Origin of the sequence: Paenibacillus sp. J22TS3, assembly GCF_018403205.1 — a bacterium.
Lineage (GTDB): Bacteria > Bacillota > Bacilli > Paenibacillales > Paenibacillaceae > Fontibacillus > Fontibacillus tuaregi.
The window spans coordinates 424,609-438,436 of record NZ_BOSF01000001.1 but is presented as its reverse complement, the minus strand read 5'-3'; the positions used below and the strand labels follow the sequence as shown (position 1 = coordinate 438,436).

Annotated in this window: 17 protein-coding genes; 16 read left to right on the top strand and 1 reads right to left on the bottom strand. The window is 48.5% G+C overall.

What is annotated here, in order from left to right; all coding sequences use genetic code 11:
* Nucleotides 1–53: 53 nt before the first annotated feature.
* Nucleotides 54–959: a polysaccharide deacetylase family protein gene (locus KJS63_RS02055; protein WP_244862466.1), complete on the bottom strand. Its 906-nt coding sequence runs from the start codon at nt 957–959 to the stop codon at nt 54–56.
* Nucleotides 960–1,053: 94 nt separating this feature from the next.
* Between KJS63_RS02055 and KJS63_RS02050 the strand changes: the two genes are divergently transcribed.
* From KJS63_RS02050 to KJS63_RS01975, 16 genes are all read left to right on the top strand, one after another.
* The gene (locus KJS63_RS02050; protein WP_213617748.1) at nt 1,054–1,392 is read left to right on the top strand and encodes a hypothetical protein; all 339 of its coding nucleotides are present in this window, start codon (nt 1,054–1,056) and stop codon (nt 1,390–1,392) included.
* A 193-nt stretch (nt 1,393–1,585) separates the two neighbouring features.
* Entirely contained in the window at nt 1,586–2,200 is a 615-nt protein-coding gene (locus KJS63_RS02045; protein ID WP_068617055.1) for a genetic competence negative regulator, read from the top strand.
* 104 nt (nt 2,201–2,304) lie between these two features.
* Nucleotides 2,305–2,994 (top strand): glutamic-type intramembrane protease PrsW, encoded by a 690-nt coding sequence (prsW, locus tag KJS63_RS02040; RefSeq protein ID WP_068617057.1) that lies wholly within the window; start codon nt 2,305–2,307, stop codon nt 2,992–2,994.
* 304 nt (nt 2,995–3,298) lie between these two features.
* Nucleotides 3,299–4,660, top strand: coding sequence for a germination protein YpeB (ypeB, locus tag KJS63_RS02035; protein WP_213617747.1), 1,362 nt, complete (start codon nt 3,299–3,301; stop codon nt 4,658–4,660).
* Between the two features lie 120 nt (nt 4,661–4,780).
* Entirely contained in the window at nt 4,781–5,434 is a 654-nt protein-coding gene (locus KJS63_RS02030) for a flagellar brake protein (RefSeq protein ID WP_068622170.1), read from the top strand.
* Between the two features lie 94 nt (nt 5,435–5,528).
* On the top strand, nt 5,529–5,774 hold the full coding sequence (locus tag KJS63_RS02025; protein ID WP_068617061.1) for a hypothetical protein: 246 nt from the start codon (nt 5,529–5,531) through the stop codon (nt 5,772–5,774).
* Between the two features lie 97 nt (nt 5,775–5,871).
* A complete protein-coding gene (gene cmk / locus KJS63_RS02020; protein WP_213617746.1) occupies nt 5,872–6,579 on the top strand; it encodes a (d)CMP kinase in 708 nt (235 codons plus the stop codon).
* Nucleotides 6,576–7,157 (top strand): lysophospholipid acyltransferase family protein, encoded by a 582-nt coding sequence (locus tag KJS63_RS02015; RefSeq protein WP_213617744.1) that lies wholly within the window; start codon nt 6,576–6,578, stop codon nt 7,155–7,157. The genes cmk and KJS63_RS02015 overlap by 4 nt, the downstream gene beginning before the upstream one ends.
* A gap of 133 nt (nt 7,158–7,290) precedes the next feature.
* Nucleotides 7,291–8,538, top strand: coding sequence for a 30S ribosomal protein S1 (gene rpsA / locus KJS63_RS02010; protein WP_213617743.1), 1,248 nt, complete (start codon nt 7,291–7,293; stop codon nt 8,536–8,538).
* A gap of 256 nt (nt 8,539–8,794) precedes the next feature.
* Entirely contained in the window at nt 8,795–10,117 is a 1,323-nt protein-coding gene (der, locus tag KJS63_RS02005; protein WP_068617069.1) for a ribosome biogenesis GTPase Der, read from the top strand.
* A gap of 14 nt (nt 10,118–10,131) precedes the next feature.
* Entirely contained in the window at nt 10,132–10,743 is a 612-nt protein-coding gene (gene plsY, locus KJS63_RS02000; RefSeq protein ID WP_213618303.1) for a glycerol-3-phosphate 1-O-acyltransferase PlsY, read from the top strand.
* Nucleotides 10,736–11,776: an NAD(P)H-dependent glycerol-3-phosphate dehydrogenase gene (locus KJS63_RS01995; RefSeq protein ID WP_068617071.1), complete on the top strand. Its 1,041-nt coding sequence runs from the start codon at nt 10,736–10,738 to the stop codon at nt 11,774–11,776. The genes plsY and KJS63_RS01995 overlap by 8 nt, the downstream gene beginning before the upstream one ends.
* Before the next feature lie 75 nt (nt 11,777–11,851).
* Nucleotides 11,852–12,127: a stage VI sporulation protein F gene (locus KJS63_RS01990; protein ID WP_213617742.1), complete on the top strand. Its 276-nt coding sequence runs from the start codon at nt 11,852–11,854 to the stop codon at nt 12,125–12,127.
* 519 nt (nt 12,128–12,646) lie between these two features.
* The gene (locus tag KJS63_RS01985) at nt 12,647–12,826 is read left to right on the top strand and encodes a DUF2768 family protein (protein WP_068617075.1); all 180 of its coding nucleotides are present in this window, start codon (nt 12,647–12,649) and stop codon (nt 12,824–12,826) included.
* A gap of 38 nt (nt 12,827–12,864) precedes the next feature.
* Nucleotides 12,865–13,479 carry a hypothetical protein gene (locus KJS63_RS01980; RefSeq protein ID WP_213617740.1) on the top strand — a complete coding sequence of 205 codons (615 nt, stop codon included), beginning with the start codon at nt 12,865–12,867 and terminating at the stop codon, nt 13,477–13,479.
* Nucleotides 13,469–13,816 (top strand): 2Fe-2S iron-sulfur cluster-binding protein, encoded by a 348-nt coding sequence (locus KJS63_RS01975; protein WP_213617739.1) that lies wholly within the window; start codon nt 13,469–13,471, stop codon nt 13,814–13,816. Before KJS63_RS01980 ends, KJS63_RS01975 begins: the two co-directional genes overlap by 11 nt.
* Nucleotides 13,817–13,828: the final 12 nt, after the last annotated feature.

The following is a 13,828-nucleotide window of genomic DNA, read 5'->3' as shown; positions in this document are numbered from 1 at the left end:
CAAACTGAACTTCTAAACAAAATCAGAGGCCACCCTTTGGGGGCCTCTTTTTGCTACCCTCCGGCGGCAGGCTCAACCGAGATACTTGCCGGGTCCACGAAGTGGTATCCTTTCTCCTCAAGCTTGGTAAGCAGGGTGTCCAATGCTTCAACCGTCCAGGGGAGCTCGTGCATAAGAATGTTGGCGCCCGGATGGAGCTGATCCAGCACATTTTTGATAACCTTGTCCGGATTTGTGGCCTTATCCTTCGATTTCAGTGTCCAGTCAAGCGATCCGTTCGACCAGGTCATGTAGAGCAGACGATGTTCCCTAGCCACCTTGCGGCCAACCTCACCGCCTTCCCCAAAAGGCGGGCGGAAGAAGACAGGAGATGCGCCTGTGACCTCTTTGACGATATTCTGCACATCAACGATCTGTTTGGTCACTTTTGCCAAAGGTTCGGATTTAAGGGAGATGTGATCCCAGCTATGGTTGCCGATCGGCTGTCCACGGTCGTGAATCAGCTTGAGAAGGTCCGGATTCTCTTTGACCCGATAGCCATTGACAAAAAAGATCGCTTTGGCGTGATGCTTGTCAAGCACGTCAATTATGGAGTTGATCCATTCTTTCTTCTTCGGGCCGTCGTCGAACGTAAGCAGGACAACTTTGCTCTCCGTACCTTCCTCATTAGGAACGATATTGTAAGCCTTATTCATATGATATTTAACAGCGGGAGGCTTGCTTACCTCTTGTTTGGAATCCGTCGGTTGACTTTGGCCTGAGGTGCTGCTCTCGGAAGATCCTGTTTCGTTCTTGCCGCTTGGGTTAGAATTTTCTGTTTTGGCTGGTGGACTGGAAGGAGGTGTCTTGGCCTCATGGGTCTGGGTTGCCGATTGATGAGGAGTCTGGGCAGCATTCTGGCCGCAGGCGCTAAGCAGCACGCATGCCGCCGCAATGATCAGCAGTTTTTTGTTAATCAAAGGATCACCTTCGCTTTCTGAAATTCCAGCCGCATGAGTTGGCGGCGTTTGGCTAACACTACATACGATTCTAACATACAAGGAGGTGTTTAACGTGAGATCATCCTCATTTGTGGGAGGTTTAATTCTTGGAGCAGTCGCGGCAGTTTGGCTTTCCAAAAGAAAAACGCCGCTCTTCAGCACTGCGGGAACGCTTGGCTTGTCAGGGCTCACTAAACAAAATGGTGAGAGCTCTTCCGTAGGAGCAGCTGCCTCCTCATACGGCTCGCAGGCGGGCCAAGTGTCTCCCAGTCAAACGACGTCCAGCAGCACGGTTCATTCGAAGGAATCCAACCTGAATACGATTAAGGATATCATTAAAGGTAATCCGGGTCTGCACCGTGAAGTAGAACAAATCCTCAAGGAAACCAACACGGTAATCCCAGGGCTGTAGGCAGATTCATCAAGAAAAGAATCAATTTCCGATGCCGTAACAGGCGATCCGGAAATGATTCTTTTTTTGTCTATATATTTACGTGCATTTGCCGAAAATAAATGATAACATACTTACATAGAACCATTTCCAGCACCATTTAAAACAGGTTTCATAATCTGTTGATAACACGGCTTGGAGAGGAGGATCCTGTATGAAAATAGAAAGATTGGGCCAGGATAAGATACGGATTTTCCTCACTTTTGACGATCTTAGCGAAAGAGGCATTCAGAAAGAGGATATGTGGCAGGAAATTCCTAAAGTCCATGATCTGTTCACTGAAATGATGGATCAGGCTTACAGTGAAGTAGGCTTTGATGCTTCAGGACCTCTTGCCGTTGAAGTCTTCGCTCTACCCGCCCAGGGTATGGTCGTCATTGTGACACGGGGGAAATATGAGAATCATCAATTTGGTTCATTGCATGAAGATGAAATGCCGGAAGAAATTTACGAAATGGAAGTTACGCTCGAACTAAGCGAAGCCATCGTGTATGCATTCAGTGATTTTGAAGCATTGATTGAAGCTGCTCATGTTTTGAAGCCAGCCATCACTGAAGCCGGCAGATTATTTAACTATAAAGGGAAATGGATTCTACATTTGGAACCGGACGATCTTGATGAAGGGAAGCACCCTGCACTGATCGCCGTTCTGGCGGAGTATGGCGAAGCCACTTCGGTTACTCCTGCGGTTCTGGAAGAGTACGGTAAGCTTATTATGCCTGAGAACGCCGTGCAAGTGATCTGCGAGCACTTTAAACGTCAATCTTAAGATATAAGCGGATTTAGATGTGCAATGCTCTTAAGCGGCGGTTATTTATCTACCGCCGCTTTAATTAGGTAGGAGCGGCTAGTAACCAAAAGGAGGAGAAGCCGTTGCTTTGGCTTGCTATAGGGACTGCAGCGGTAGCTCCAGGAATCGCGCTGCTTACCTATTTTTATTTGAAAGACAAATATGATGCAGAACCCCTTCACATGGTGATCAAGATCTTTCTGCTTGGTTTTCTGATTGTGCTGCCCATTATGATTCTTCAGCGGGGGATGACCAACCTTCTGGGGCACAATTCATTTGTGGAGTCTTTCCTTGTGTCAGCTGGAATCGAAGAGCTGATCAAGTGGTTTGTTCTGTATCATATGATTTATAACCATATGGAATTTGATGAACCCTACGACGGGATTGTATATGCAACAGCAGTCTCCCTTGGCTTTGCAACGGTGGAGAACGTAATATTCGGAGTATTTCATCAAGCTTCAGTAGGCACACTGCTTGTCCGCGCTCTGCTGCCGGTGTCCGGACATGCCATGTTCGGGGTGATCATGGGTTATTACTTCGGGCGCTCTAAGTTCTCTAAAGGATGGAAGAGCCGCAGATTTATGTTGTTTTCTCTTATCCTGCCGATATTCTGGCATGGGACTTATGACTGGATTTTGAATTATACGACACAGTACTGGATATGGTATATTATACCCCTTATGGCTTTTCTCTGGTATGGAGGTATCGGCAAGATGTACCGGGCTAATGACCGGTCGCCCTTCAGGCTGACAGAGGCCGGGCGAAGCGACTAAATCAACCAATAAATGGGCACCCTTTTAGGTAAGATGGATATTCACCTTGCGTAGAAAGGGTGTTTTTTGGTGCGTGTTAAAGTGAAAATCGTATGTAAGAACTGCGGGGAGCGATTTATTCTGCGGGGGAAAAAGGAGCGCGGTAAGATCGAGACGGGATTCAAGATGTGTCTATGCGATAATACGCGTCTTTTTGAGATCGAAGAAGAGAGGGAATAAACCCGGTCTTTGTAAATGATGCATAAAGCTTCTTTCTTCTTGTCAAACTAATGGCAGTTAATTGAAGAAAGGAGCTCGTGATTGTATGTACAGGAGAATTAGCGCCGTATTATTTCCCATCAGTGCTCTGCTGCTTATCGGAGCCCTGATCTGGGGTTATCAAGAGAACCAGGAGAAGAACTCGATCTTGATCAAAGCGGAGAATCAGTATCAGCGGGCATTTCACGATTTGTCCTATCATGTGGACCGTCTGCATGGGGAGATCGGGAATACTCTTGCCGTACATTCCGCATCAGCCCCAATGCATCGTAAGGGGCTTATGAATGTATGGCGTTTAACGAGTCAAGCTCAAAATGAAATCAATCAGCTTCCACTGACACTGCTGCACTTTAACAAGACGGAGGATTTTCTGTCGAAGATATCAAAATTCTCTTATCAGACGGCCAACCGTGATCTGACTAAGAAGCCTCTGACGGAAAGTGAGCTCAAGAATCTTAAAGAATTGTACAAAAATTCAAATGAAATTTCGTCGGAACTTCAGAAAGTTCAGGGTAAAGTGATTAACAACCACCTCCGCTGGATGGATGTTGAATCCGCGATGGCCAGCGAAAGCCGGAAACAGGATAATACGATCATTGATGGCTTTAAAACCGTGGACAAGAAGGTCAGCGAATATCCGGAGCTGGACTTTGGACCATCGGTTATGAACATCTACAACAAACGTTCGGTGAAGAAGCTGGGCGGAGCTCCTGCCACAATGGAAGAAATTAAGAAGAAGGCTGCACAATTCGCGGGATACGCAAATCCATCCAATGTTCAGGTGGTGGAGAATGGCAAGGGTACCGAATGGCCTTCCTTTACTGCAAATCTTCCAGGAAGAAACAACGGGGAGCGGGTTTCTATTGACTTTACCAACAATGGCGGGCAGGTTATTGCCTACAACTACACCCGTCAAATTGGCCCACGTGCTATTGATGACAAGACAGCGCGCAACCACGCAAGCCGGTTTCTGGTAGACAAGGGATACAAGAACCTTGAACCGATTGTTTATGATCCGTCTGATAACATCGCCAACATGACCTATGTTACGAAAAAAAGTGATGTGCTGATCTATCCGGAGAAGATTTCCGTCCGCGTGGCCTTGGATAACGGCCAGGTAGTCGGCCTTCAGGCCACCGATTATGTGTATGAGAAGGACCAGGTGAAGACGGTAACGCAGCCGAAGCTCAGCCTGGAGCAGGCTCGCAAGTATCTCAATCCGGACTTCAAAGAAACGTATCACCGCAAGGCGCTTATTGAAAATGAGCAGTCCGAGAAAGTAGTTACTTATGAGTTCGGCGGCCGGATCAACGGCTCCCAATATCGTATTTACATCAACGGAAACAGCGGTGCTGAAGAATCGGTGGAAGAAATCCGTTCAGGACGTAAAGTAGCTGCGCTTAAATAGGGTTTAAGGGCTCTCCATTCAGGGAGAAGCCCTTTTTGTATGCTCAAATTTCTCTCACGCAGATTGCCTTGGGATGCTATAATGATCTTTAGATTAAAATTCAACTGGCGGGTGAACAGATTGCTTCCGAAAATCAATGATCTTGTATATATTCAAGTTGCATCAGAGCTGGACAAAGAAGAAAAAGTTGAATATAAATCAAGAATTTCCGAAATCGAAGAAGACTCATTCCTTATCGAGGTGCCGATTAATGTGGAGGGCGGGGGCCTCAAGAAGCTTTATATGGGGGACGAGCTATCCATTTATTTTATGACCGAAGAAGGGGTTAAAAATTATTTCAATACCTATGTCCTAGGTTTTGTTAATGAGAATATCCGGCTTGTGCGAATTCGCAAGCCCGACCCCGAATCGATTACAAAGATTCAACGGCGCAACTTTCTGAGGGTCACTGCGGATCTTGAGGTAGCTGTGCGGACGCAGCAGAACGTGCGGTTTGTTGCACGGACCGAGGATATTGGGGGAGGCGGCTTCTCATTTTATTGCGAACCCCAGTATACCCTTTTGGAAGGGGATATCCTGCACTGCTGGCTGCTTCTGCCCTATAAGAACGGCGCAATTGAACATGTGCCCATGGAAGCGCAGATTGTCAGAAAGAAGAAGCTTGATACAGGAAGAACGCTCGTCATGCTAAAGTTTGAGAGCATTTCGGATATGGAACGCCAGAAGCTGATCCGGTACTGCTTCGAACGGCAGTTTGATTTCCGGAACCGGTAATCGGCATTACATAAGCTCTTGATTTTTTTTCATGGAATAATATGGCGGTACAAGGGCATTGTAAGACGGGATCTTATGTGAGGGAGGTACCGTCATGCCGGAAAGGAAATTGCAAGAGGGAGAGCATTCTGATGAGTTCACCTCTTTATTTATGGAGTTCTTCGGCAAGGTGCAGAGCTTTTTGACTAGGATGCTGATTGTGCTTGTTATCAGTCTTTTGCTGTTCCAGGGACTGCTTCGCATCCCGCCTGTCCGGGCCGTCTTATCCTCAGCTGAACGGCTTGAGGGGAACCCGATTCCTCCGGTCACAGAGCTGCTTGAAAAATTTACCGGTGATTGAACGCTTTTGCATCACCCTATGTTGTGTGGTATAATTTTCACGTCGCAGGCAATGCCTGCTTTTTTAATGAGGCCATTGTTTGAGGAGGAGTAACCCGTTGGCAAGTCATAAGTCACACGAAAGCGGGAAAATCAACATCGCAATAGACGGACCTGCCGGGGCCGGCAAAAGCACCATTGCCCGAATGGTGGCGGCTGCTCTTGCTTATGTCTATGTAGACACAGGAGCCATGTATCGGGCGGTAACATGGTACATGCTTCTGAAAGGAATTGAACCGGAAGAAGAACAAAAAGTGCTTCAAACGGCTCAAAACATGGTTATTGAATTAAAACCGGGAGTAGATGGCCAGAAAGTGCTGGTTAATGGAGAGGACGTAACCGACCAAATCCGTTCACTCGCGGTGAATGCCAAGGTGTCCCGATATGCGCAAATCGAGGGGCTGCGCAACCAGCTGGTTTCCTTGCAGCGGCAAATGGCTTTGCGCAAAGGCGTCGTCATGGACGGTCGCGATATCGGCACTACAGTACTCCCCGATGCGGAAGTCAAAGTTTTTATGACCGCAAGCGTGCAGGAACGGGCACGGCGCCGTTATAATGAGATGAAAGATACGGCTGCCATCACCTTGGAACAGCTTGAGCGTGATATTGCCGAGCGGGATCGCTTGGATGAGCAGCGTGAAATATCGCCGCTTCGCCAGGCGAAGGATGCTAAATTCCTGGATACAACCGAAATGTCGCTTTCGGAGGTTTCCGAAGCTATTATTTCGATGTGCAGGACGTATGGGAAGGATAGAGGACGGATATGATTTATTATTTTTGCCGGGGGGCTCTGAGGGTTATTTACAAGCTTCTGTTCAGGCTTAAGGGAATAGGACTTGAGAATATTCCGAAGGAAGGCGGCGTGCTGCTCTGCTCCAATCATATCAGCAACTTCGATCCGCCAACGATAGGCATTCTGTTAGACCGCAAAGTGCATTTCATGGCCAAGGCCGAGCTCTTCGAGGTTCCCGTACTCGGATGGCTCATTAAACAGCTGGGCGCATTCCCGGTCAAACGTGGAGGCGTGAGCAAAGAATCGATCAAAACTTCTTTGACGCTGCTGCGAAGCGGCAAAGTTATGGGCATTTTTCCTGAGGGTAGACGTTCGAGTTCAGGGGAAAGCGGGATGGGCAAGAAGGGTGCTGCAAGCTTTGCGCTGCGCAGTGACGCTGCTGTCATTCCGGTAGCCATTATTGGGAATTATAAATTATTTCGCAGAACCAAAGTAGTATATGGTCCGCCTGTGGACTTATCCGAATATCGTGAGATGTCATCCGCGGATTCGCTCGAACTGGCCACGGAGAAGATTATGAACCATATTGCGGAGCTTAAGGCCCGCGGATAAAAGACCCGGAACATCGGGCCAAACCATGCATGAAGCTAATGCAGTTATGGAAAGCTACTGGATAGTGCATGTTTTGAACCACGCTAGCCGCGGGTTTAAATAAATGGGGTTTTGAACTGAGGAGGGTATTGAGATGTCGGAAGAATTCAAAGATCAGCAGGAGAATGCTGAAGTGACAAATCAAGATGAGATGGAGCAAATCGTGTCCTTGAAAAAGGGAGATACCGTCAAAGGGTCCATCGTTAAAGTCGAGGATAACCAAGCTTACGTAAGCATTGGATATAAATATGACGGTGTAATTCCAATTCGCGAGCTGTCTTCTCTTCACCTGGATAACGCATCGGATGCGGTTCAAGTAGGACAAGAAGTGGAAGCTAAAGTTGTAAGCATCGATGACGAGAAGGAAAGACTGGTTCTTTCCAAACGTGCAATCGACAGCGAGAATGCTTGGGAGGAGCTTGCCAAGAAATTCGAAAACAACGAAACGTTTGAAGTTACTGTTGCTGACGTAGTTAAAGGCGGAATTGTCGCTGACGTTGGCGTTCGCGGCTTCATCCCAGCCTCCATGGTAGAGCGTCATTTCGTTGAAGATTTCAGCGATTATAAAGGACGTACGCTCCGCGTCAAAGTGAAAGAGCTTGACCGTGAGAACAACAAAGTGATTCTGTCTGCTAAAGATGTGCTTGATGAAGAATTCGAGCAGAACAAACAGCAGGTGATGAGCAACCTTAAAGAAGGTCAATTGATCGACGGTAAAGTTCAACGTCTGACTCAATTTGGCGCATTCGTTGATGTTGGCGGCGTGGATGGTCTTGTTCACGTATCCGAAATCGCTTGGAACCATGTAGAGAAGCCATCTGACGTGCTGTCCGAAGGTGACGAAGTTAAGGTAAAAGTACTTAAAGTTGATCCAGAGAAAGGGAAGATCAGCCTGAGTATTAAGGCTGCTGCACCAGGTCCTTGGGAAACTGCTGCCGAGCTGTTCAAAACTGGCGACATCGTAAGTGGCGAAGTGAAACGCCTCGTTACTTTCGGCGCATTTGTTGAAATAGCTCCAGGGGTGGAAGGTCTGGTTCATATCTCCCAAATCTCCCATAAACATATCGGCACGCCGCAGGAAGTACTCAAAGAAGGGGAAACCGTTCAAGTTAAAATCCTTGATGTGAATCCTTCTGAGAAACGCGTAAGCCTTAGCATCAAAGAAACTGAAGAGGCTCCGGCTCAAGAAGCTAAACCTGAAAGAACTGAAAGAAGAGAACGCGGTGGAGACCGTGTGAACCGTGAGGATATCAACAACAATCCTAACGTGTCTCTCAGCAATCAAGGGCTTAGCATTACGCTGGGCGAGCGCTTTGGTGATAAACTGAGCAAGCTTAAGTAAGATTTTCATATCTTTTAAAAAAGAGGAATCGGCGAACTCTGAAATAACGGGTTCGCCGATTTTTTGCAGTTAGGCTTCCGTTATCCATGGATTGGTTAGCCAAGCAAGTTATTTTTTGCTATGATGATTTACGAAACAAATGAAGGGGTTTACGAACTCCTAAAGGATGGCAAAACTCAGGGTATGGTGCTTAAACTAACATGGGTTTCGAAAGCTTAAGATAGCAGGTTGACGTAAACATTTAGGAGGAATTCATATGGCAAGACCCGTTGTGGCTATTGTAGGGCGCCCAAATGTGGGGAAATCCACGATATTTAACCGCATTATCGGCGAACGATTGGCCATTGTGGAAGATAAACCGGGAATCACCCGCGACCGTATTTATGGGATTGGGGAATGGAATGGAAAGTCATTTAGTATTATAGATACTGGCGGTATTGAGCTGGATGGGGAAGATATGATACTGAAGTCGATTCGTATGCAGGCTGAGCTTGCGATTGAAGAGGCGGACGTTATTATTTTCATGTGTGATGCCAAAGCCGGGCTGACGCAATCTGACGAGGAGGTTGCCACGCTTCTGTACCGCTCAGGCAAGCCGGTGCTTCTCGCCGTCAATAAAGTGGATAATTTGAGCCGTGCGGATCATATTTATGAATTCTACAATCTTGGCTTTGGTGATCCAATCGGAATTTCTGGAAGCCATGGTACTGGTGTGGGGGATCTTCTTGATGCGATCGTAGATAATCTGCCTGAGCTTGAAGATGAGGAATACGATGAGGACGTGATCCGTGTCGCCTTGATCGGCCGCCCGAACGTCGGCAAGTCTTCGCTGGTTAATGCGATCTTGGGAGAAGAGCGCGTCATCGTAAGTGATGTGGCGGGAACTACCCGGGATGCGATCGATACGCCGTTTGAGAAGGATGGTCAACGGTACGTTCTGATTGATACGGCCGGCATGAGAAAACGAGGCAAGGTCTATGAGACTACGGAGAAGTATAGTGTCATGCGGGCCATGAAGGCGATTGAGCGGGCCGATGTGGTACTCATTGTCATCAATGGCGAGGAAGGCATCATTGAGCAGGACAAACACATTGCGGGTTATGCTTATGAAGCCGGCCGGGCTACCGTATTCGTTGTGAACAAGTGGGATGTCGTTGAGAAGGATGACAAGACGATGCATCAATTTGAGAAGAAGATCAGAGACCACTTCCTCTTCATGACGTATGCCCCGATTGTGTTCCTCTCCGCTCTGACCAAGCAGCGACTGCAGAAGCTGCTGCCTGTCGTTCAGCATGCTGCTGAACAGCATGCAAGAAGGGTGCAGACGCATCTTCTGAATGATGTGATTTCTGATGCGGTAGCGATTAATCCGCCGCCAACGGACAAGGGACGCCGTATGCGGATCAACTATGTAACGCAGGTTTCGGTGAAACCGCCGACGATGGTGGTATTTGTGAACGATCCGGAGCTGATGCATTTCTCGTACGAGCGTTATCTGGAGAATAAAATCCGGGCTGCCTTTGATTTCGAAGGTACGCCAATCAGGTTGTTTACCCGTCGTAAGTCGGATGAAGGTTAGGGGAGAGACATGTGATTGTGACATCGGTTGTTGCGGTATTAATCAGTTATTTACTGGGGTCTATCAGTTTTAGTGTGGTGCTTGCCAAGACTCTAAAAGGAATTGATATCAGACAGCATGGCAGCGGAAACGCCGGAGCTACCAATACGCTCCGTGTGCTAGGCAAAGGCCCGGCTGTTCTTGTACTGACTTTGGATGTGCTGAAAGGCATTGCTGCTGTGTGGCTTGGTAGATGGCTTGGCGGCGACTCCGAATGGGTACCGGCACTGTGCGGAATTGCGGCAATTGTAGGCCATAACTGGCCGATCTATTTCCGGTTCCGCGGAGGCAAAGGGATAGCCACAACAATTGGGGTTATGGCTACATTGGTCTTCTTCCCGGCACTCTATGCGGGCATTATTGCTATTGGCTCCATCTTCATTACAAGGTATGTTTCCCTGGGTTCCCTGCTGTTTGTTGGTCTGACCCCCATTTTCTTGCTGATTATGGGGCATATTGGACCGTATTTCTGGACCAGCCTGATCATTGCTGTCTTTGCTTTCTGGAGGCACCGCACGAATATTGTGAAGATTGCGCAGGGTAAGGAGAACAAGCTGGGATCCAAGGGGGGGAACCGTGTTGTTTAACAAAGCTGCTGTACTCGTCGCAGGCAGCTGGGGAACAGCCCTGGCTAGTGTGCTGGCTGATAAGGGTATTCAAGTATCCCTGTGGACGAGAAATGAACAACAAATGATGCAAATCAACACCGAGCATAAAAACGAGCATTATTTACCCGGCGTGACTCTTTCAAGTGGCATCCGGGCTACTACAGATATGGGCGAAGCCGTTAAAGACTCCGAAGCGGTCATTATCGTGGCTCCTTCTTCAGCAGTTCGTGATGTGGCGAGACAGCTGAAACAGTATTGGACTGAGGATATGCTGGTCGTTCATGCAACCAAGGGCTTCGAAACAGAGAGTATGAAGCGGATCTCTACCGTCATTTCCGAGGAATTAGGCTGTGCTGAAGGTCATATTGTCGTTCTCTCGGGACCAAGCCACGCGGAGGAAGTGGTGAAGCGCTGTCCGACCACAGTGGTGGTGGCTTCTCTGGAGGAGGAGCAGGCCCGTCGTGCTCAAGACTTGTTCATGAACAGCTTCTTCAGGGTATATACGAACCGGGATCTGGTGGGTGTTGAGCTTGCCGGGGCGCTCAAGAACATTATCGCTCTCGGTGCGGGGATGTCTGACGGCCTTGGATACGGGGATAATGCCAAGGCGGCACTGCTGACCCGGGGATTAGCTGAAATTACCCGCATAGGTGTCGAGATGGGGGCGAATCCGCTTACCTTTTCCGGACTTGCAGGCATTGGTGACTTAGTCGTAACGGCAACCAGCCAGCACAGCCGGAACTGGCGGGCAGGCTCCCTTCTAGGACAGGGTAAACCGCTCCAGGAAGTGCTGCAGTCTATGGGCATGGTGGTTGAAGGAATCCGGACCACCAAAGCCGCTCATACGATGTCTGAGAAATACGGGGTACAGATGCCGATTGCAACACAGCTGTATCATGTTCTATTTGAGGATATGCCGCCTAAGGTTGCGGTTGAAGCACTGATGGGCAGGGACCGGAAGACAGAGATGGAAGTCATGTCGCAGGAGACCTGGGAGCAGTGGCACACCTAGACCTGGCGTTCGCCCACACTCTTTCTGAGCATTAGTCATACATTAAGTGTGACGACTGCCGGAGGAGGGGAGAACATGAACAAAGGTATCTCAAAGGACGCTCTGAACGCAATTAACAAAAAGACTGGAAAGCCGATTACGGAGAATGCGGTGAAGAAAATCGCCAGCACCGTGAAGCCTTCCACACTTCAGAGTGAAGCACAACTGCGGCAACTGATCAAACAGGTGTCAGCAATGGCGGGTGTGCCTGTGTCGGAGTCTACGATGTCTGAAATTGTAAGTGCAGTGAAGAAGAGTGGTATGAACGCAAGCAATATGGAAGCACTGATGAAAATGATGCTCAAGAAATAGAGCTCCAGCATGCTACTATATGATAAAAATGTTGTAAAGAGGCCGTCTCGAAAGCAAGTAATCTTACAGCAGAGTAGACGGATTTCTGTCAAAAAGAAGTAAGCAAAGCGCCAGTCCAAGGGGGTATCCTTGGGCTGGCGCTTTGTTATTTTTGTTACTATATAAAACGAACTTTAAAAATTAACCGTTCTCAGCGGAGAGGCCGAGTGATCTGAAGAAGCGTAGCGTCCGCCTTTGTCTCCGAAATGCCCCTACTTGGATATCTAATTCAAGCATTTCGGAGACAACAGCGGTCGTAAGAACACTCGGCATCGCAGCGCCCCATAAGGGTAACCTTCATAAGTTCATTTTATATAGCTGAAGATTATGGGCAAACGAAGCCACCCAACCTTCAGGCTTACTTTCTCCAAGCCCAGGCAGGAATCACCGGAATCCCTCGGTTAGGTGCGGCATAGCCGATTTGGAACGACAATGCTATAATGTTGATCATAATATAGACGATGGGGGATATTTACGCGCATGGATGCGATGACCAAAATGTGGCTTTCGATTGCGGCCATTCTCGTCATGGGCTTGTCCGTATTTTTAATTTCTTTTGCACGGGCGAAGACGACCGGAATTGTTAGAGGACTATTATCAATTGTTGCTTTTATTATTATGCTTGCAGGATTTCTGGTCGGGATCGTATCCATCACTTGAGTGGACAGACAGTAAGTACAGCGGAAAGAGGTCGTGTGATGGAGAAACTAGATTATGCTCCGAATCCCGATCTGGCAGAGGCCCTTGAAGAGCTCTCACTGGAGCTCTCCAACACTGGGCAGCCTTGGCTGGTCGGGGGCAGCTGCGGATTGTGGCTGCAGGGAGTCAAGCTTCAAACAGCGCCAAGAGATATTGATGTATATGCGGACCTTGAAGATACGGTCCATCTCCATGAGGTGCTGCTGCCGAGATCCATGGACAAGCAAATCCTGGACAAAAGCGGAATGTACGTCTCACTTTTGAGTCATTATCGGTTGGGAAGTTATGTGCTTGAGCTTGTGGGGGGCTTTGAGGTAAGAAGCGGAGGCAGCTGTTACCAAGTAGAGGTTGGCGAACTGCTCTATAAGCACGCTTTGAGGGTCCGTTTAAAGGAGCGGGATATCCGTCTGATGCCGCTGAGCCATGAATTTCTGTTTAATGTGCTCAGGGACAGGCCGGACCGCTATAAGCCTATTGCAGAGACGATCAACGCGAGCCCGGAATCCCATAGGGGGCTGCTCCGGGAGATGATTGGACGCAACCGCTGGTCCAAAGATCATTTACAGTTGATCTCGGATTGTTTGGATTGGAGGACAGATACGGATGGAATATGAAGTCCGTTTCGAACCTGCAGGTAAGAAGCTGAAAGTCCGTAAGGGCATGTCCTTGCTCACCGCAGCCCGCCAGGCCCGGGTTCATATCGCGACCCGCTGCGGCGGGAACGCTGGGTGCCTCATGTGCAAGGTGAAAGTGCTTCAGCCGGAGGAAGGCGCCTTGTCTGCGCCTGAGGGACCTGAGCGGCGTAAGATGGGCTCGTTGATCGGAGAGAACATGCGGTTAGCCTGTCAGGCCAAGGTGATGGGCCCAGTAGTTGTGGAGCTGCCGGAAGACCCGCTGAAGGCGGCGATCCGCAAACAGCTGGAAATGCAGCAGAATGATGATTTGTGGTAGAATATACTATTT